Raw genomic sequence first — 18,319 nt, 5'->3', positions numbered from 1 at the left:
CGTCAGCGGCGGGAAGTGATGGGAAGCGCCGGCGCGGCGGCGTTTCATGGAAGAATTTTTCAGCAAGAGAGGCAGGCCCTGGCGTCGTTGCCGCCTTGGTTGATTTCGCACGTGCCGTCTTGGCAGCAATGTTCGGTCAGATAACCCAAGAGCCCGTTCATGCGGGCGAAATCGGCGCGGTAGATGAGATTGCGGCCTTGTGGCTCGACGGTGACAAGGCCGGCGTGGGCCAGTTCCTTCAGGTGAAAAGACAAGGCATTGCGAGCCACCCCGAGCTGTTCGGCCAGGAGGCTGGGGATGAGCCCTGTGGGGCCTGCCACCACCAGGGCCCGGAATACACGCAGGCGCTGGGTGTGAGCCAGGGCGCTCAAGGCTGAGACGGCTTGGTTTTCATTCATTGTTCAATAGTACAGCATTTATTGAATCAATGGCGATGGAGAGGAGGTCCTTTCTGGCGTATCGTATCGGGTACGAAAGCCATTTCCGCCAAGGAGTCCCGCATGAGCAAGATGCCCGCCCTTTTCATCGGGCACGGAAGCCCGATGAACACCCTGGAGGAGAACGGTTACACCGATGCGTGGCGGGCGTTCGGGCGGCACTTGCCGCGGCCCCGGGCCTTGCTGGTGGTGTCGGCGCACTGGTATTTCGGCGCCACGGCGATCACGGCGATGCCCAGGCCGCGCACCATCCATGATTTCTACGGGTTCCCGCAGGCCTTGTTCGATTTCCAGTATCCGGCGCCGGGCGACGCCGACCTGGCGGGCGAAATCGCTGAGTTGGTCAAACCCCATTGGATAGGGCTGGACCGCGACCAGTGGGGCATCGACCACGGCGCCTGGTCGGTGCTGGCGCATGTGTATCCGGATGCGGATATCCCTGTGCTGCAGTTGTCCATCAATGCCTTGAAGCCCCTGGATTATCACCTGGATCTGGCCGCCCGCCTGGCGCCGCTGCGGGAGCAGGGCGTGATGATCATCGCCAGCGGCAACGTCGTGCACAATCTGCGTGAGCTGCAATGGCGCCGGCAGGATCTGGCCTATGACTGGGCGGAACGCTTCGACGATGCCGTGGCGGATCAGGTGACGCAGGCTCCCGGCGACATCCTGCGTGTGGTCGATCATCCCGACTACGACCTGGCGGCTCCCACGCCCGATCACTTCATCCCGCTGCTGTACCTGGCGGGGCTGGCGGCGGCGGAAGACCGTCCGCTCGAACCGTTGGTCCGGGGTCATGCCATGGGTTCGATCTCGATGAGCTGTTTCGGGCTCGGCGCGGCCGTGGATCTGCGCAAGGTGCCCGATTGCGCCGCAAAATTGCCGGAAGGCGTGCCGCCGGACCAGACGAATATATAGGCGGCGGCTTCGGCCCGGGGCGGCGAGGCGAAGATCGCCCTCAGCCTCGCACCTCCACCACCTCGTCCCAGAGGGTCGTATAGCTGGGCGACCGGTGCGCCTGGCGCATCAGCCACCGGGCATCCGCTGCGTGCAAGGCGCTGGCGGCCTGAACCACCCGGCGGCCGAAGCGCTGGTTCAACTGATCCACCACCGCCATCGCCCGGGCGGATTTCCCTGCGCATCCCGCGTCGTCGGGCGCGAACAGTTCGCCTTGCATGGCGGCCGGCGCCGCCGGCCGCACATCCAGCAGGCACACCCCCGCCTTGGCGTAGTCGAAGCCCGGGCGGAACACCGACCGCAGCCCGCTCAGCGCGGCGCGCAGCAGCGCGGGGGTGCTGTCCGTGGGCGCAGGCAGGGGCGCGACGGCGCTGTCGGCGTGAAACGGACCGGCGCTGAACCGGCTGGTCCGGATGTACACCTGCACGGCGCCGGCATGGGAGCCTTGTTGCCGCAGTTTCTCGGCGGCGCGGCTGGTGAAGAGGCTGACGGCCTGTTCCAGCCCGGCCAGGTCGCGCACCGGCCGTCCGAAGCTGCGGGTGGACATGATCTGCTGCTTGGGGGGCGGGGCGTCTTCCCAGCCGAAGGCGGGCTCGCCGCACAGTTCTTGCGCGGTCTTGGCCAGCACGAGGGAGTAGCGCCGCCGCAGGATGCTTCGATCCGCCTGCGCCAGGTCGGCTGCCGTGCGGATGCCGGATGCCTCCAGGTCGGGCGCCAGGCGCCGGCCGACGCCCCAGACGTCCCGGATGGGGACGTGGCGGATGGCTCGCAGGAGTTCGGCCTGTTCCAGGCCGGACAGGTCGCAGACGCCCTGCAGGCGCGGCAGGGATTTGGCCAGATGGTTGGCGAGCTTGGCCAGGGTCTTGGTGGCGCCGATGCCGACGCAGGTGGGAATGCCGACCCAGCGCAGCACGCGCTGGCGGATCGCTGTGCCGAGGTCGCGGCCCGGGCCGGGCAGGCCGCTCAGGTCCAGAAAGCACTCGTCGATGGAATAGCGTTCCTGGGCGGGGGAGAACTGGCCGATGACGCGCATCATGCGGTCGCTCATGTCGCCGTACAGGGCGAAGTTGGCGGAGAGGGCGACCAGCCCCCGGGCCTGCAGGTGCCGGATCTTGAACCAGGGGGCGCCCATGGGGATGCCCATGGCCTTGGCCTCGGTGGTGCGGGCGATGGCGCAGCCGTCGTTGTTGGACAGCACGATGACGGGTTTGCCCTCCAGCGAGGGCCGCAGGACCCGTTCGCAGGCGCAGTAGAAGCTGTTGCCGTCGATCAGCGCGATGCGCGGTGGCGGCAGACGGGCTTGAGCACCCATGTGACGACTCCCCAGATGGCCAGTTCCTGCCCATGGCGCGGCACGATGTCCGCAAAGGCGGGGTTGGCCGCGCACAGGCGCACCCGGCCATCGCGGCGGTACAGGGTCTTGACGGTGAAGTCGCCGTCGACGACGGCCACCACGATATCCCCATGCAGGGCCTCCAGGGCGCGGTCGACGACCAGCGCATCGCCGTCGCCGATGCCGGCATCGCGCATGGACTCGCCGCGGGCGCGCATGTAGAAGGTGGCCTCGGGGTGCCGGATCAGGACGGTGTCGAGGTCGATGCGTTTTTGCGCATGGTCTTCGGCCGGGCTGGGAAAACCGCAACGCGCCGGGGCCTCGACATGCCGGCAGACGGCGGGCCGCGAGGAGAAGAGGACGGGGGGCTCCATGACGGGACAATGACTGTATGAATAAACAGTATTATACCGTCATCCACTCCCGGTGGCCGCGCGCGCGCAGCGTGCAGGCCGGGCATTCGCCGCAGCCGTAACCCCAGGCACGCAGGGTGTCGCGCCGGTTGAGATAGCAGGTATGGGTGTCCGTGCGGATCAGTTCGACCAGCGCGTCGCCGCCCAACCGGTGCGCGAGCGCCCAGGTGCCGGCCTTGTCCAGCCACATCAGCGGGGTTTCCAGTGTCAGGGGGCGGTCGATGCCCAGGCTGAGCGCCACCTGCAGCGCCTTGAGCGTGTTGTCGCGGCAGTCGGGGTAGCCTGAGTAATCCGTCTGCGACATGCCGCCCACCAGCACGTCGAGCCCGCGCCGGTAGGCCAGCGCGGCGGCCAGGGTGAAAAACAGCAGGTTTCGTCCCGGCACGAAGGTGTTGGGCAGGCCATCGGCCTGCATGGCGATGGCGATGTCGTCGGTCATGGCCGAGGCGCCCAATTGCCCCAGCACATCCACGGTCAGCAGATGGTCGTCGCCCAGGCGTGGCGCCCAGTCGGGCCGCTGTTCGGCCAGGCGGCGGCGCAGCGCAATGCGGCACGCCAGTTCCGCCGCGTGCCGCTGGCCGTAGTCGAAGCCGATGGTCTCGACGCGGCCGTAGCGGGCCAGCGCCCAGGCCAGGCAGGTGGTGGAGTCCTGGCCGCCGGAGAACAGCACCAGGGCGCGGCGATCCGGCTCGTTCATGCCGTCGCCGGCAGGGTTTCGCGCTGCTTCATGAGCCGCACGATCGTGTTCAGGGCGACGCCGTACATCGGCACGAACAGCAGCAGGCTGACGGCCAGTTTGATGACGTAGTCCACGAGAGCGATTTCCCCCCAGTGCATGGCCATGAAGGGGTTGCTGCTGCGCCAGAAGGCGATGCCGAAGAAGGCCAGGGTATCCAGCGCCTGCCCGAGCACGGCGGAGGCCGCGGGGGCCACCCACCATTGCACGTAGCCGCGTCGCATTCGGTCGAACACGTGCACGTCCAGCAACTGGCCCAGCACGTAGGCGGCGAAGCTGGCGAAGGCGATGCGGAAGACGAAGGTGTTGAATTCGCCCAGGGTGGCCAGGCCGTTGAAGCGCCCTTCGTGGAACAGCACCGACACGATGTAGGAGACGGCCAGCGCCGGCACCATGGCGCGCAGGATCACGCGGCGGGCCTCGGTCTTGCCGATCAGGCGCACGGTCAGGTCGGTCGCCAGGAAGATGAAGGGAAAGCTGAAGGCGCCCCAGGTGCTGTGAAAGCCGAACAGTTCGATCGGCAACTGCACCAGGTAGTTGCTGGCGATGATGATGAGAATGTGGAACGCGACCAGCAGGGCGAGATAGAACGAAGCCCGCGACGGCGGAACGGATACGGCGGTCATGTGAGCCTTTTTGGTGGATGGGGTGAGGGAACCCATGAGGGAAATGCAGGCACGCATTATACGCCCGCCCGGCGCGCCAGGCCGCGATGGGCCGTATTCGCGCCGGGTGATGTGGGGCGTGGCTTGCCGCCCGGCTCAGGCCCGATCCATGGCCCGTGCCTTGTCGCCGCCGGCGACCGAATAGGTCATCGGCACCTTGCGCGTCGCCAGGAATTGCTCCAGCGATTCGCCCCGGAAGGCGGCATAGACCTCGGGGTTGGACACCCCGATCACGGCGGCCATTTTCTCCAGGACGAAGAAGCTCACGCCGCGGCGCACCATCTCGATCCAGCGGCGGTCGCGGATCAGGGATTTTTCTTCGGCGTCCAGCCCGTATTCGTCGGCCAGGGCCTCGAAGTCGTCCAGGAAGCGGGCGCGGTGCGCGGGCCTGACCAGGTCGTGCAGGAAGCGGTTGATGCGCAGGTTGGCCTGGCTGCGGGCGTGGGTGAAGGGGTAGGAGCCTGGGATCTCGCCGACGCCTTCGAGTTCGCGGCCGATGTGCCGGCGGTAGGCCTCGATGGCGGCCGGATCGGAGGGTTCGCCCAGGTCTTCGAAGATCAGCGTGGCGATGTTGGTGACCGACGGGGCATAGGTCTGCCGGTGCACCCGGCGCACCTGCCCGGACAGCGCGCCGCGCATGATGAGCCACATGACGACTTCGGCGCCTTCCATGCCGCCCTTGGCGGCGAATTCGGCGATGCGCATCTGGGCGAGTTTCTCGGGGTTTTTTTCGAGCAGGTCGAGGAATTCGTCGTCCCAGGCTTCGTCGATGAAGCCGGCGCGCTCGCCGTGCACCTGGTGCGAGAGGCCGCCGGTGGCCATGAGGGCGACGTTCAGGTCCTCAGGGTAGCTTTCGATGGCCTTGCGCAGGGTCTTGCCCAGCTTCCACAGGCGTTTTGCGCTGGGGATGGGGAACTGCAGCACGCCCACCTGCAGCGGCACGATCTGGCCGGCCCAGGGGCCTTGTTCGTCGCCGAGCATGGACAGCGGCGAGAGGATGCCGTGGTCGACGGGCTTGCCCTGGAAGACCGACAGGTCGAATTCGTCGGCCATCATCGACAGGGCGATGTGCTGCGACAGGCCCAGGTGGCCGCGCGCGGGCGCCACGTCGCGGGGGCCGCCGCCTTCGTCCGCCGCCGCGTAGCGGTCGTCGATGCCCAGGGCGAAGGCCGAGTAGTGGTCGAAGAAGAACGAGGTGACGTGGTCGTTGTAGATCATGAACAGCACATCGATCCGCTTGTCCTTGACCCAGGCGCGGATGCGGTCGAAGCCCTCGAAGATGGGCTTCCAGGCGGGACTGTCCTGCTTGCCGGTGTCCTTGGCATAGCCGATGGTGGGGGAGTGCGAGGCGCCAATGCCGCCGACGATGCGAGCCATGAGAGTCTCCTGATGAAACGATGGGTGCGCGGATAGATGAGGAAGATATCTTAGGGATAGAGTATTTTTTGAACAATGATCTATCAATGGACTTTTCGTTCGGATTTATGAACGATAATCGAGCGCATGAAATGGAATCTGGATGATCTCCCCGTGTTCGCGGCCGTCATCGCCCAGGGCGGCATCTCGGCGGCGGCCCGCGAGCTGGGCATGCCGAAATCGACGGTCAGCGCCACGCTGTCGCGCCTGGAGCAGGCGCTGGGCCTGCGCCTGATCGACCGCTCCTCGCGCAGCCTGCGCGTGACGGCGGAGGGCGAGGCTTTCCATCGCCAGGCCTTGCTGATCCTCGAACAGGCGCAAGAAGCCGACGACCTGATGGCGGGGCTTGGCTCGGCGCCGGCCGGGCGCGTCTCGGTGGCGCTGCCGCCGGCGTTCAGCCTGGAGATCGTCGCGCCGCGCCTGCCCGGGTTCCGTGCCCGCCATCCCGGCCTGGAGCTGGACATCGTCGTCACCAGCCAGGGGGCGGCTCTGGTCCGCGACCGGGTCGATCTGGCCGTGGTGGTGGGGCCGCTCGAAGACAGCGAACTCGTATCCCGCCCGCTGGTCGAGGGCGGGCTCATCTGGGTGGCCAGTCCAGGGTGGCTGGCCGGGCACACGCCTGGCCAGACGCTGGAGGCCGTGCGCGCGCAGATCCAGATCTGCGAGGCGCGCTACGCCCAGCGGCGCACGCCGGTCGAGATCCACGGGGAAGCCGCCCATCTCGACCTGAGCCGGGGCGTCACGCGGGTCAATGACCCCCTGGTGGTGCTGCGCACGGTCTTGGCCGGCGGCGGCCTGTCGATGCTGCCGTATCAGTACTGCATCGGGCCGCTGGCCGAGGGCCGGCTTGTCGAGGTGCTGCCCCACGTCCGCCTCAGCCAGGCCAGCGCGCGCCTGACCGTCGTGTATCCGGGCCGGCGGCTGCTGTCGCCCCGGGTGCGGGCCGTGCGGGATTTTCTCGTCGAGGCCTGCGCCGGCCTGGCGCCGCCCGTCCGCCGGCGGGCCGTCAGGCGGTCAGGAGCGCGTGCAGCAGGCGGCGCAGCGCAGTGACCTCCGAGGGCGTCAGGGCGCCGGTCATGGCCTGCTCGACGGCATCGGCCAGCGGCCGCAGCCGCGCCAGTTCGGCCCGGCCGACGGGGGTAAGCCGCAGCACGTAGCGCCGCCGGTCGGCCTCATCCTGTTCGCGTGCGACCAGGCCGTGGCGCTCCAGTCGGGCGGCGAGATCGGCCACGGTCGAGCGGTCGATTTCCAGCGCATCGCCCAGTTCGCGCTGGCTGGCGCCCGGGGTGTCGGCCAGAACCGCCAGCGCCGCGAACTGCACGCTGGTGATCGTGCTGGAGACCAGACGCGTCCATTGCGCCGCGTGGCGCTGCTGGGCGCGCCGGATCAGCGAACCGGTGTGCGGCAGGAGATCGGTGAGGTCGCTCATGGGCGGGCATCCAGCATGAAACGGGCGAAGAAGGTCGAGAGCGTGTCGCGGGCCTCCAGCGGCAGCACATGGCCGATGTACTGGTCCGGGCGGACGACGACCAGGGCGCCCCGGGCGCGATCGATGCCGCGCAGGTCGAAGATGTCCATGCCGTTGACGAGATCGGGGCTGAATGTCTTCTCGTAGTCGATCAGACCGAAGCGGCCCTTGCGAGGCAGCAGCACCGGCGGCAGGGCATCCACTTCAATCTCGCGGTGGCTGTGCTGATAGATCGCGCGGACGTCGATCACGCTGTCGGGATCGGCATGGGCGGGAGTGTAGCGCCGGACGGGCGATTCGGGCGAGTCCGACAGCCAGCGCAGCAAGGCGTCCAGCCGCTCGGTCGAGGCGTCGGCAAAGGCGTAGAGCCGCCAGGCGCCGTCGGCGCGGTGCACGTGGCCCAGGTGCAGCCGCCTGGCGTCGGCGACCCGGATCACCGGCGCCGAGTGAAAGCGCGTGCCGATCGTGAAACCTTGCGCCAGCGCCTGGTGCTCGGACGTGCCGATCAGCGGCCCGGCGGGATAGTGCGTCGCCAGGCCCGCCGTGTAGCGTCCCGAGCGGACGAAATAGTCCTGAAGTTCGGCCGGGTCCACGCCGCCGCGCTCGGGATGCGCCGGATCCTTGGGCGGCGAGGCCATGATGGCCGACCATTCCTTATCGAAGTCGATCAGATCCTGCGCGACGGGCTGGCGCTCGGACGAGTAAGTATGCAGCAGTTCGGGCGCGGCCCGGCCTTCGAGAACCGCCGCCAGTTTCCAGCCGAGGTTGAAGGTGTCCTGCATGGAGACGTTCATGCCTTGCCCGGCCTTGGCGCTGTGCGTATGGCAGGCGTCGCCGGCGATGAAGACGCGCGGCAGTTGGAGGCCGGTCCGGTCTTCGGGCACGTCGTCGAACCGGTCGGTCACGCGCTGGCCGACTTCGTAGACCGAGGCCCAGGCGATATCCTTGACCTCCAGCGTGTACGGGTGCAGCACTTTCTGCGCGACTGCGATCAACTGCTCGGGCGGCGTGCGCCGGATTTCATCGCGGCGGGCGGGGTCCACCACGCCGAGGTCGACGTACAGGCGGACCAGGTAGCCGCCTTCGCGCGGGATCAGCAGGATGTTGCCTTCCTTGGCCGACTGGATCGCCGCCTTGATGCGGATGTCGGGGAAGTCCGTCACGGCCAGGATGTCCATCACGCCCCAGGCGTGGTTGGCCACGTCTCCGCGCAATTCGCGGCCGATCGAGGTGCGCACGGCGCTGCGCGCGCCGTCGGTGCCGATGACGTATTTCGCGTGGACGGTGCGTTCGGCGCCGCCCTGCGTGGGCCGCAGCGTCACGGCGACCGGGTGGTCGCCCGATTCCGCCACCTCGACCCGTACGACCTCCAGCCCGTAGTCGGGCGTGAGCCGGGTCGGCGATTTCTCCATGTATTCCAACAGGTGTTGCTGCAGGCGCGCCTGGTTGACGATGATGTGGGGCATTTCCGACAGTTCGCCGGCGGCGTCGTCGACGCGGCCGGTGCGCGCGATGCGGGAGCGGTCCTGGGCGTCGGGCCGCCAGAAGACCGTTTCGTTGATCCAGCAGGCTTCGCGCATCAGTTGCGAGGAAAGCCCGAAGGCATCGAGCATCTCGACCGTGCGGCAGGAGACACCGTCCGCGTGGCCAAGCTCCAGAGGCCCTGCGCGCCGCTCGACGATGCGGGTGGTGAAGCCGGAGAAGGTCGAAAGCTGGGCGGCCAGCACCAGACCGGCCGGGCCGGTGCCGGCGATCAGCACGTCGACGGTGTCCGGCAGGTTTTCGGGCGGGTGCTCGAAACCGGGGGCCGGCGCCCGGAGTTCAGGGTCGCCGAACTGGTATCCGTTGAGGTAATACTGCATGGTCGAAACTCCGAAGGTGCGGGATTGTAAGATGGATATCTGAATAGTCAGTATGCCAACTAATTTAATCCGTACACCAACGAATTCCGATCAGGACTTACCCTGATCGCCGGCCAGCCGGTCGGTGCGTCCAGAGGTCAGTCGACTTCCTCGATCTGTTTCACTTCCGATTTGTTGACCTTGACCTCGCGGCCGCCTTTCTCGTAGGTCACGAAGCCGTCGTCCGTGTCGGTGTCCGGCGCGTCGGCCGTGTAGTCGGTCTGCCCATCCCGGGTGGTGACGGTCGAAGGAGACGAGCAGGCGGCCAGGATGCTGCCGCTGGCGAGGATGGCAAGGAATGCAAGGATCGTCTTGGACATGAGTTCCTCCTGGAAAAAGACTCATGAACACCGTATCAGGGGCTGGGGCGGCCGATGTAAGCGGATTCGACAGCGAAGCCGGCGCGGCCGGGGCACGGTCCCCCGTACTCCTTCTGCCATTGCGCCGCGCGGGGCGGACGCGACGGTAGGCCCTGCTGACAAAATGGCACTCAAGGAGCGACTCTTGCAGGGTTGATGTAACCGGCGTCCAGACCCGGCGGCAGGCATGGACGGGCGTTGCGGGCAGGGCGAGCGGGCTACAGCAAAGGATGGGCGGGTATCCGCAGCCCCTGCCGCAGCAATCCGATGCCCATGAGGAAAATGCACAGCCCGCCCACCACGCCCAGGATGTCGAGAATGACGTGCGCATGGTGGGATGGGCGGGGGCCCCGGGCCAGCATGCCCAGCAGGCCGCCGCGCAGGGAGACTGCGCCGAGCGCCAGCGCGCTGACCGTGGCGGCCGTTCCGGCGGACATGGCCATGACCGCCGCAATTCCAGCCCAGCGCAGGTTCATGGCGTAAGCGGCCAGCAAGACGAGGAGGGCGCCCGTGCAGGGCCGGATCCCGATGGCCAGCGCCACGGGCAATCCGGTGCGCCATCCGCCCGATCCGCCGGCATGGGCGCCGGCCAGTTCGTGCAGTGCATCGCAGTCTGCGCAATAGGCGCGCATGCCGGCGCCCTGGGTGAAGAGGGCCCCCGGCGGGGTTTCGGGCCGCCGCCGATGCCGCCGATAGAGCGTCGCCGCGCCTTTCATGAGCAGAATGGCGCCCAGAAGGGCGATCAGCGCAAAGCTGAGGTTTTCCAGTTGCGCGCCGACGCGCTGTGTGCCGCGCAGGGAGTGGTCCAGGAGGCTGGCCGCGATCTCGACCAGCAGCACGGCGGTCGCGCCCTGGATCAGCGAGGCCAGGACGGCCAGCCGCACGCCTTGCGGCCAGCGCACCCGGCGGGTGCCCAGGTAGGCGGTCATCACGGCCTTGCCGTGGCCCGGCCCCGCCGCGTGGAAAACGCCATACAACAGGCTCAAGCCGATCAGCGGCACGGCCGCCGGCCAGCCTTCCTGGCCGACCAGCCGCATCGCCTGCGCCAATTGCCGGTGCAGATCGGCCTGCAGGGCCATGGTCCAGGCCAGGGTCCGGCGCCACCAGACCGGCTCGTCGATGAGCGCCCAGATCATGAACGCCAGCGTCGCCAGAACGCCGGCGGCCGCCAGGACGGCGGCCGGACGGATGCGCTTCATGGGCATTGGAGCGCGACCTTTTCAGCGAACAGATCGCCCAAGTCGTCGTCGGCCTGCTCGGTGCGATCCAGGGCATAGGCCCGGGCGATGTCTTCGGGCGTCGGATTCGGCGGCACAAGCTGCGGGCGGCAGGGCCGCCGGGCCTGGCCTTCGATCGCCGGAGCTTGTTCCGGACGATGCATCATCTGGATGTAATAGCTGGGGTCATAGATGGCGTAGGTCACCTGGCGGCTGACCGGGTCCACCGGATCGGCCAGGGGCGCCGTGAACGACAGCAGGAGCTGATGGCCTATCATCGCCCCCGCGAATGCGGCAGCCTTCCCAAGGCGCGCCGCATGTCCATCGACTGTGATCTTCGTGAAGTAATCGTAGGCCTCCAGGTTTTCCATGGCCATGGCGGCGAACGCCTGCGCCGTGGCGCGCCCCGAAGGGCTTTCGCTGGCCAGGCCCTCCATGACGGCCGCGCTGTACAGCTCATCGAACAGCCATTGCTCCTTGAGCGCGATGAGCATGCCTTGGGGCGAGAAGACCGCTGTGCTGCGCACGTCGATCCATGCGTGGGGATGGGCCTGTCCGGCCAGGGGCCGTAGCGCGAGGAAGGCCGCTGCCAGCAGGCCGGCCAGGCACCGGATCCGACGGTCGATGCCGGGCCGTGCCGATACGTGATGTGCTGTCATGTGTCTCGGCGGGATGCGCCGCTTGGCTAACGGGCCAGGATGGCGTCCGTGATGGTGGCGGCATTGTGCCTCATCATGTCGATGTAGGTGGAGGCGGGGCCGTCCGCGCTTGAGAGCGCGTCGGAATACAGCTTGCCGCCCACTTTCAAGCCCGTTTCGCTGGAGATCTGCTCGACCAGGCGCGGGTTGCTGATGTTTTCCAGGAAGAGCGCGGCGGCCTTCTCGTCCTTGACTTGCTTGACGAGTGTGGCGAGCCCCGCGGCCGAGGCCTGGGAATCGGTGCTCATGCCTTGCGGCGCCTCGAACTTGAAGCCGTATTCCCGGGCGAAATAGCCGAAGGCGTCGTGGGGCGTGATGATCGTGCGCCGATCGGCGGGAATCTTGGCGAAGTTCTCCGCGATCTGTGTTTGCAGGGCGCGCAGTTTTTCATCGTACGCCCGGGCATGGGCCTCGTAGACCGGGCATCCCTGCCGGTCGGCGGCGCAAAACGCCTTGGCGATGTTGCCGACGTAGATCCGGGCATTGGGCACGGTCTGCCAGGCGTGAGGATCGAACTTGCCATGAGCGTGGTGCGCATGCGCGCGATCATGGCTGTCGGCGGCGTGGCCGGGGCCGGCTTCGTGCGCGGCGTCCTGTCCCGCGTGGTGGTGTTCTTCGTGGTGGTGTTCTTCGTGGTCGTGCGCTTTGTGCGCATGTGCGGGGCTTTCGCTGCCGCCCTGGTTGAGCCGCAGTTCGACGCCGTCGGTCAGCGCCGTGATCGGAACCTTGGCGCCGCCGGCCTGGATCAGGCCCGGCAGGAATCCTTCCATATCCAGGCCATTGGCCAGAATCACATCGGCCGTGCCGATGGCCTTCAAGTCCGCCGGCCGGGGTTCATAGGTGTGCGCGTCGCTGTCCGGGCCGACGAGCGTGGTCAATGCAATCCGGTCGCCGCCGACCTGGCGGGCAAGATCGCCGATGATCGAAAACGTGGCGACGACGCGAAGCGCCTGGGCGCTGGCCGGCTGGGCGCCCGCCAGGGCGAATAGTGCGGCGCCCGCCAGGGCGGCCAGTTTTTTCGATTGGGACACGGGGTTCTCTTTTTAAGGTGAAATATCCGTGATGTTATAACATAACAATCCTGTCCGGCGCAGGCTGCAACGGGCGCGCAAGCGCGAGGGCTTTGATGGGCACCGCATTCCTGCGTACACTGCCGGCATGCTACGCATCGACAATCTCGGCAAGCGCTACGGCGACCATCTCGTCTTCCAGGGGCTCACTCAGACGTTTTCTCCCGGATGCGTGGCGTTGTGCGAAGAAGACAACACCGGCAAATCCACCTTGCTGGACATTGTTGCGGGCGTCCTCGCACCGGACACAGGAGAGGTCTGGATCGATGGGCATTCGATGACTCATGCGCCGGCGCAGGCCAAGGCGCGCCTGGCCCATGTGCCCGACAACTGCCTGGTGTTTCCCGAACGGACAGGGCGCGAGCAACTTGAACTGATCGCGGCGGAAAAACAGGCCGCCCTGGATGACACCGTGCTTGATCTGGCCCGGCGGCTGGGGCTGGAGCCGCATCTGGACAAGCGCTTCGAGCAGATGTCCACGGGCACGCGCCGCAAGGTCTTTCTGGCGGCCGCCGCCTTGGGCGATCCCGCCGTCATCGTCGCGGACGGCCCCGGCAATGGGTTGGACAAGCAGGCGCTCGCCGTGCTGGCCGAACAGTTCAAGCGCTGGTCGCGGGATCGCGTCGTGCTGTTCGCCAGCCACGACGCCGAGTTGGTGCGAGCCTGCGAAGCGAAGGTGGTCGAGGTGGCGGCCTTGCGCTAAGGGGTTTCCCGGTCAGTGCCCTGCAGCCATTGCCGGTACGCCGCGCGGGTTGCGCCGGACACCGAGTCCAGCACTTTCTGATGGGTGACCTGGTGCCGCAGCATCAGCCGGGCATCGGCCACGGAACGCGATTTGCAGAACCAGTGGCAACTGTGCTGCAACAGATACAGTTCGGCCGACAGGTGGTAGGCGCGGGTCTTTGCATCCCAGCCTTCTTCGTTGTCCGCCGTGCGGCGCAGGCCGGCCGCGTGGATGCGCAGCAGTGCGCGGAAATCCCGGGTCGGCACCGGAAGAAAGCGCTCGGCATAGGGGATGTGAACCGGCAGCGTACTCATGCGGGTGGCCTGCATGCTTTCCCGCTGCAGGGCGTCGGCCAGCGATTGCGCCTGCGCGGCCACCGTATGTTCGGCCTGCGCGAAAGATTCCAGCACCTGGATCTGGCGTGCCTCGGATGCTTCGTGAATGGCGCGGGTATAGCCCTGCGTCAGGGTTTCCATGAGACGTTCGATCTGCAGTCCTTTCAAATGACGCCCCAGCAAGGCAATGCGCGTGCGCTGGTCGTGCATGCGCAAGGCCCATCCCGCCACGAGGGCGATCAGCAGGGCAGAGAACAGATCCATGGCGCGTGTTTCCTCATCGTTCAATTGAAAGAACGGCTGGCGGGGCCTTCCGGGCCGGTGAAACAGGATTTTATACGGCCGCGGTGCGCCTGCCGTGGCGGGCACGCGCGGCCGCCATCCGGCGGGCGGTGCCGGGGGGCACGATTGACTGGCTAAAGCGATGCCCCTTGCAGGTGGTGTTTTGCGGCGTTGACGAACGCCCGGACGTTCGGGTGATCCTTGCGGCCGCTTTGGAACAGCAGCGAAATGGGCAAGGCGGGAGAGGCTTCGTCGGCCAGGAGGCGTTCGAGCCGTCCCGCCGCGACTTCGTCGGCGATTTGATAGGAAAGCGTCCGCACGACGCCGAGCCCGGCGACTGCAGCGGATACCGCCGCCCGCATGTTGTTGACCGTCAGGCGTGCGGGGCGGCCGGAGCGCCTGACGGTGTCCAGGCCCCATCCGCGATGGGGGCCGGCTTCATCTTCGATCCAGATTACGTCGTGCTCGCGCAGATCGGCCAGCGACGCCGGCCTGCCATGCGCGGCCAGGTAGGCCGGGCTTGCGCTGAACACACGCTGCACCTCGCCCAGGCGCAGCATGTGAAGCGAGCTGTCCGGCAGAGGGGCGATGCGCACGGCGACGTCGATGCCTTCTTCCGCCAGATGCACGACACGGTCCAGCAACAGCAGCTTGATCTGGAGGTCGGGATGCCGCTGCAGTAATTCAACCATGATCGGCAATACATGTTGCTGGCCGAACAGGACCGGCGCGGTCACCGTCAGTGTGCCGCGCGGCATCGACAGGCCGCTGCGGGCCGTGTCGAACGCGCCCTCGATCTCGGCAATCCCCGCCCGGCAGCGCGCCAGAAAGGCGGCGCCCTCGTCGGTCAGGCGCACGCTGCGCGTGGTGCGCCTCAACAATTGAACGCCCAGCTCGGCCTCCAGCGCCGCAATCGCACGCGACACTGCGGTTGGCGACAGGTTCAGCCGCCGCCCCGCCTCGGCGAAGCTGGCGTGATCGGCGACGTGTATGAAAGTCTTGAGCGTTCGTAATTTGTCCATCGGCGCCGGTCCCACTTATGGATTATCGTCTGAAACCGCAATAATGAAATGCGGATTCAGTGGATTCTCTCATTATTTGATAGTAGGCATCATGAAGCCTTGATTCAAAAGAGGACCACTGCCATGAAGCTCTACTACTACGCCCCATCGGGACACGCGCACCGCGCCGCTCTTTTTCTGTCGCTCGCCGGCATTGCCCACGAACGGATCGAAGTCGATCTGTCGGCGGGCGAGCACCGGCGGCCCGAGTTCCTGGCGTTGAACGCCTTTGGCGAAGTGCCGGTGCTCGACGACGACGGCATCATCATTCCGGATTCGCTCGCCATCCTCGTCTATGCGGCGAGAAAAGCGGGGCCGTCCCATTGGTTGCCCGACGACCCGGTCGTCGAGGCGAGAATACAGCGGTGGCTGTCGGTCGCCGCCGGCAAGATCGCCTACGGTGCCTGCGCCGCCCGGCTCGTCGCCGTGTTCGGTGCCCCCTTCGATGCCGATGAGGTCATTGGACGTGCGCACGCCACGCTCGTCGTCATGGAACAGACCCTGGAAGATCAACGCTGGATCGCCGGGACGCAGGCGCCCAGCATTGCGGACGTGGCGCTCTATAGCTACACCGCGCGGGCGCCCGAGGGCAACGTGGATCTGTCCGGCTATCCACGGGTTCAGGCTTGGTTGCGCCGGGTCGAGAACCTGCCGGGCTTCTTTCCGTTTCAGCGGGTCCGGGCCGGGCTCGACGCCTGAGCCGGCGTGTGCCGCCCATCGCTTTTCATCCGATTCAAGCAGGAGTTTCAACATGCGCTTCGATACGCTGCGTCTCGACCATATCGGCATCCGTGTCACCGACCTCGCCAGGGCGGAAGCCTTCTACGCAAAACTGGGATTCACCCGGGCTCCCGGGGAGTTCGCTCCGCAGGCCAGGGCGTGCGGCCTCATACATCCCACTGGCTTGCGGATCCATCTGATCTACAACGGCGAGCCGGCCCGGGAAGGCAATGTGCTCCTCGACGCCCCGATCAAGCGCCCCGGCTATACGCATGCCGCCTTCATCGTCGACAGCATGGACGAACTGGTGGCATGGCTGGCGAACGAAAACATCAGGATCAGCGAGGGGCCGGTCATGATGGGCCACGGGCGCCGCAATGTCTGCTTCATCCGGGACCCCGATCTGAACGTGCTGGAGTTCAATGAGATCCTGGTTGGCCGGAAGGCGGCCTGAAAGCCGGATAAAGCTTGAAAGCCGGATAAAGACGCTACCATCCTGTGCAGATAAAATGCAGTGGATGCTGAAGGAGTGTTTGATGGCGTTTTTGTCCTGGGTTTTCGTATCGGGCGGCATGGCACGGCAGCAGGCAGGGCGCAGAACGGGTCATTGCCTGACGGCGCTGTTCCTGGCGCTGTGCGTCGTTCAAGCACTGCCGGCCGCCGCTGCGGAAAATCCGGTGGCCGATGCGGCCCGGCAGGCCGAGAAGCGGCTCGGCGCCCGGGTCGGCCTGGCAGTCCTGGATACCGGCAGCGGTGAGCGCTGGTCGTACCGCGCCCGTGAGCGGTTCCCCATGGCCAGTACGTTCAAGGTGCTGGCATGCGGCGCATTGCTGGCACGCAGCGATGCCGGCGGTGAAGACAGGAACCGGCGAGTCCCGATCGCCCGTTCGGATCTGGTCACTTATTCGCCGGTCGCCAAGGGCTGGGTGGGCCAGGAAGTCACCCTGGATGCGCTGTGCGCGGCGACTCTGCGGACCAGCGACAACACGGCCGCGAACAAAGTGCTGGAGGCGCTCGGCGGGCCAGCCTCAGTCACGGCGTTCCTGCGCTCTATCGGCGATCCGGTGACGCGGCTGGACCGCTGGGAAACCGAACTCAACGAAGCCGCCCCCGGCGATGAGCGGGATACCACCACGCCGGCGGCCATGGTGAATTCATTGCAGGCATTGCTGCTGGGCGATGCGCTGTCGCCGTCCGCGCAACAGGCATTGACGGCCTGGCTCGTGGACAACGAAGTGGGCGGACCGCTGCTGCGGGCGGGGATTCCCGCCGATTGGCGCATCGGCGACCGGACGGGCGCGGGGGGCCATGGAACGCGGGGCGTCGTGGCGATCATCTGGCCTCCGGAGCGGGCGCCGCTGATCGCGGCGGTCTACATCACCCAGACCGAGGCCTCGATGGCGCATCGCAACGAGGCCATCGCTTCGATCGGCAGGGCGCTGGCCGATCTGGTGAGGGCGCAGCCGTAGCCAGGCGTTATCGTGTGCCGCCTGGGTGTCGCCGGACGAAAAAAAAAGCCGAAACCTGTGTGTTTCGGCTTTTTTTCAATCATCCATGGGCGTTGGCGGATGCCCATGAACAAAAATCTGGAGCGGGAAACGGGCTCCACGATGAAGCCGTAACTCATTGATTAAAAACAAACTATCTTCATCCAGAATGACTGGATGGACTAGGGCGTGTTAACACTAATTGCGCTGTGACTGATCAGATGTGAAACATCAGATGTGAAACTGCAGGCATGGAGATCACACCTGAGCAATTCAAACGCATCGAACACTGCTTGCCCGTGCAGCGGGGCAACGTCAGCCTGAGCAATCTGCAAGTGGTCAACGCCATGCTGTATGTGGCCGAACACGGCTGCAAGTGGCGTGGGTTGCCCAATCGGTTCGGCAACTGGCACACGATCTACACGCGCATGCGCCGCTGGACCAAGGCAGGTGTGCTGGACAAGATGTTCGAGGAACTGCAGCGCGAGCAGCTGGTGCGCGTGAAGATCAAGGTGGTGTCGTTGGACTCCACGAGTATCAAGGTGCATCCCGATGGAACTGGCGCTCTAAAAAAACGGCCCACAGGCCATCGGCAAGTCCCGAGGCGGATGGAACACCAAGATTCATATGGGTGCCGCGGATGCTCGAACGGCCGTGACGTTCTGCCTGTCGCCTGGACAGGCCCACGATGCGTCCGAGGGAAGACGCCTGCTACAAAGCCTGGGGCCTGCAAGTGGCCCGATTCACCTGCTCATGGATCGGGCGTACGAGGGCAACGAGACGCGCCAACTGGCCCTTGATCTGGGGTTCATCCCGGTCGTGCCTCCGATGAGGACCCGGATCGAGCCTTGGGAATACGACCGAGCGATGTACAAGCGCCGCAACGAGGTCGAGAGGTTGTTTCGGCGCTTGAAGGGCTACCGTCGAATCTTCTCTCGATTCGAGAAGCTCGATGCAATGTTCCTGGGGCTTTCTCAGCTTTGTGCTGGTGGCTGATGGCCTTCGCAGTTTGTGTTAACAGGCCCTACCTGAACCCGAGCAGC

The 18,319-nt window shown here is 66.4% G+C and carries 20 protein-coding genes and 1 pseudogene; 7 read left to right on the top strand and 14 right to left on the bottom strand.

From position 1 onward, the window contains the following. Positions 1 to 59: 59 nt before the first annotated feature. The gene (locus ABRZ00_RS01460) at positions 60 to 398 is read right to left on the bottom strand and encodes a helix-turn-helix transcriptional regulator (RefSeq protein ID WP_343835790.1); all 339 of its coding nucleotides are present in this window, start codon (positions 396 to 398) and stop codon (positions 60 to 62) included. Positions 399 to 500: 102 nt separating this feature from the next. Here ABRZ00_RS01460 and ygiD point away from each other — a divergent pair, with 102 nt between their 5' ends. Next, positions 501 to 1,352, top strand: coding sequence for a 4,5-DOPA dioxygenase extradiol (gene ygiD / locus ABRZ00_RS01455; RefSeq protein ID WP_368641393.1), 852 nt, complete (start codon positions 501 to 503; stop codon positions 1,350 to 1,352). 40 nt (positions 1,353 to 1,392) lie between these two features. Here ygiD and ABRZ00_RS01450 read toward each other — a convergent pair whose 3' ends face one another. The 5 genes from ABRZ00_RS01450 to ABRZ00_RS01430 all read right to left on the bottom strand — a co-directional run bounded on the left by ABRZ00_RS01450 (position 1,393) and on the right by ABRZ00_RS01430 (position 5,915). Continuing rightward, positions 1,393 to 2,703 (bottom strand): Y-family DNA polymerase, encoded by a 1,311-nt coding sequence (locus ABRZ00_RS01450; RefSeq protein ID WP_368644386.1) that lies wholly within the window; start codon positions 2,701 to 2,703, stop codon positions 1,393 to 1,395. Next, positions 2,661 to 3,098 carry a translesion error-prone DNA polymerase V autoproteolytic subunit gene (locus ABRZ00_RS01445; protein WP_343835785.1) on the bottom strand — a complete coding sequence of 146 codons (438 nt, stop codon included), beginning with the start codon at positions 3,096 to 3,098 and terminating at the stop codon, positions 2,661 to 2,663. Before ABRZ00_RS01445 ends, ABRZ00_RS01450 begins: the two co-directional genes overlap by 43 nt. A gap of 31 nt (positions 3,099 to 3,129) precedes the next feature. Then, complete coding sequence (gene queC, locus ABRZ00_RS01440; RefSeq protein WP_368641395.1) at positions 3,130 to 3,834, bottom strand: 7-cyano-7-deazaguanine synthase QueC; 705 nt, start codon at positions 3,832 to 3,834, stop codon at positions 3,130 to 3,132. Then, positions 3,831 to 4,499, bottom strand: coding sequence for a 7-cyano-7-deazaguanine/7-aminomethyl-7-deazaguanine transporter (locus ABRZ00_RS01435; RefSeq protein ID WP_343835782.1), 669 nt, complete (start codon positions 4,497 to 4,499; stop codon positions 3,831 to 3,833). Before ABRZ00_RS01435 ends, queC begins: the two co-directional genes overlap by 4 nt. A 135-nt stretch (positions 4,500 to 4,634) precedes the next feature. Further along, complete coding sequence (locus tag ABRZ00_RS01430; protein ID WP_343835781.1) at positions 4,635 to 5,915, bottom strand: gallate dioxygenase; 1,281 nt, start codon at positions 5,913 to 5,915, stop codon at positions 4,635 to 4,637. A 126-nt stretch (positions 5,916 to 6,041) separates the two neighbouring features. Between ABRZ00_RS01430 and ABRZ00_RS01425 the strand changes: the two genes are divergently transcribed. After that, positions 6,042 to 7,004, top strand: a complete 963-nt coding sequence (locus tag ABRZ00_RS01425; protein WP_368641396.1) for a LysR family transcriptional regulator — start codon at positions 6,042 to 6,044, stop codon at positions 7,002 to 7,004. Here the strand turns inward: ABRZ00_RS01425 and ABRZ00_RS01420 are convergent. The 6 genes from ABRZ00_RS01420 to ABRZ00_RS01395 all read right to left on the bottom strand — a co-directional run bounded on the left by ABRZ00_RS01420 (position 6,961) and on the right by ABRZ00_RS01395 (position 12,628). Beyond that, positions 6,961 to 7,383 (bottom strand): MarR family winged helix-turn-helix transcriptional regulator, encoded by a 423-nt coding sequence (locus ABRZ00_RS01420; protein WP_368641397.1) that lies wholly within the window; start codon positions 7,381 to 7,383, stop codon positions 6,961 to 6,963. The two genes, ABRZ00_RS01425 and ABRZ00_RS01420, sit on opposite strands and share 44 nt — an antisense overlap. After that, positions 7,380 to 9,284 carry an FAD-binding monooxygenase gene (locus ABRZ00_RS01415; RefSeq protein ID WP_368641398.1) on the bottom strand — a complete coding sequence of 635 codons (1,905 nt, stop codon included), beginning with the start codon at positions 9,282 to 9,284 and terminating at the stop codon, positions 7,380 to 7,382. Before ABRZ00_RS01415 ends, ABRZ00_RS01420 begins: the two co-directional genes overlap by 4 nt. Before the next feature lie 137 nt (positions 9,285 to 9,421). Beyond that, positions 9,422 to 9,643: a YgdI/YgdR family lipoprotein gene (locus ABRZ00_RS01410; protein ID WP_368640393.1), complete on the bottom strand. Its 222-nt coding sequence runs from the start codon at positions 9,641 to 9,643 to the stop codon at positions 9,422 to 9,424. A 257-nt stretch (positions 9,644 to 9,900) separates the two neighbouring features. Continuing rightward, entirely contained in the window at positions 9,901 to 10,881 is a 981-nt protein-coding gene (locus ABRZ00_RS01405; RefSeq protein ID WP_343835775.1) for a hypothetical protein, read from the bottom strand. Further along, complete coding sequence (locus tag ABRZ00_RS01400) at positions 10,878 to 11,558, bottom strand: DUF1007 family protein (RefSeq protein WP_368641399.1); 681 nt, start codon at positions 11,556 to 11,558, stop codon at positions 10,878 to 10,880. Before ABRZ00_RS01400 ends, ABRZ00_RS01405 begins: the two co-directional genes overlap by 4 nt. A gap of 26 nt (positions 11,559 to 11,584) precedes the next feature. Next, a complete protein-coding gene (locus ABRZ00_RS01395; RefSeq protein WP_368641400.1) occupies positions 11,585 to 12,628 on the bottom strand; it encodes a metal ABC transporter solute-binding protein, Zn/Mn family in 1,044 nt (347 codons plus the stop codon). A 127-nt stretch (positions 12,629 to 12,755) separates the two neighbouring features. Between ABRZ00_RS01395 and ABRZ00_RS01390 the strand changes: the two genes are divergently transcribed. Further along, positions 12,756 to 13,370, top strand: a complete 615-nt coding sequence (locus tag ABRZ00_RS01390; protein WP_368641401.1) for an ATP-binding cassette domain-containing protein — start codon at positions 12,756 to 12,758, stop codon at positions 13,368 to 13,370. Here the strand turns inward: ABRZ00_RS01390 and ABRZ00_RS01385 are convergent. Both ABRZ00_RS01385 and ABRZ00_RS01380 read right to left on the bottom strand, forming a co-directional pair. After that, positions 13,367 to 13,990: a hypothetical protein gene (locus ABRZ00_RS01385; protein ID WP_368641402.1), complete on the bottom strand. Its 624-nt coding sequence runs from the start codon at positions 13,988 to 13,990 to the stop codon at positions 13,367 to 13,369. The two genes, ABRZ00_RS01390 and ABRZ00_RS01385, sit on opposite strands and share 4 nt — an antisense overlap. Before the next feature lie 152 nt (positions 13,991 to 14,142). Then, positions 14,143 to 15,030 (bottom strand): LysR family transcriptional regulator, encoded by an 888-nt coding sequence (locus ABRZ00_RS01380; protein ID WP_343835769.1) that lies wholly within the window; start codon positions 15,028 to 15,030, stop codon positions 14,143 to 14,145. A gap of 123 nt (positions 15,031 to 15,153) precedes the next feature. On the opposite strand from ABRZ00_RS01380, the gene ABRZ00_RS01375 reads away from it, so the two are divergent. From ABRZ00_RS01375 to ABRZ00_RS01360, 4 genes and pseudogenes are all read left to right on the top strand, one after another. Continuing rightward, complete coding sequence (locus ABRZ00_RS01375; RefSeq protein WP_343835768.1) at positions 15,154 to 15,768, top strand: glutathione S-transferase; 615 nt, start codon at positions 15,154 to 15,156, stop codon at positions 15,766 to 15,768. Between the two features lie 52 nt (positions 15,769 to 15,820). Further along, on the top strand, positions 15,821 to 16,243 hold the full coding sequence (locus ABRZ00_RS01370; protein ID WP_343835767.1) for a VOC family protein: 423 nt from the start codon (positions 15,821 to 15,823) through the stop codon (positions 16,241 to 16,243). Between the two features lie 118 nt (positions 16,244 to 16,361). After that, a complete protein-coding gene (gene bla, locus ABRZ00_RS01365; RefSeq protein WP_343835934.1) occupies positions 16,362 to 17,258 on the top strand; it encodes a class A beta-lactamase in 897 nt (298 codons plus the stop codon). 269 nt (positions 17,259 to 17,527) lie between these two features. After that, a pseudogene (locus tag ABRZ00_RS01360) lies at positions 17,528 to 18,294 on the top strand (IS5 family transposase). Positions 18,295 to 18,319: the final 25 nt, after the last annotated feature.

The sequence above is a fragment of the Castellaniella ginsengisoli genome, assembly GCF_040955415.1.
In the GTDB taxonomy this organism is placed as follows: Bacteria; Pseudomonadota; Gammaproteobacteria; order Burkholderiales; family Burkholderiaceae_B; genus Castellaniella; species Castellaniella ginsengisoli.
This window is presented reverse-complemented; position numbering and strand designations above follow the sequence as displayed.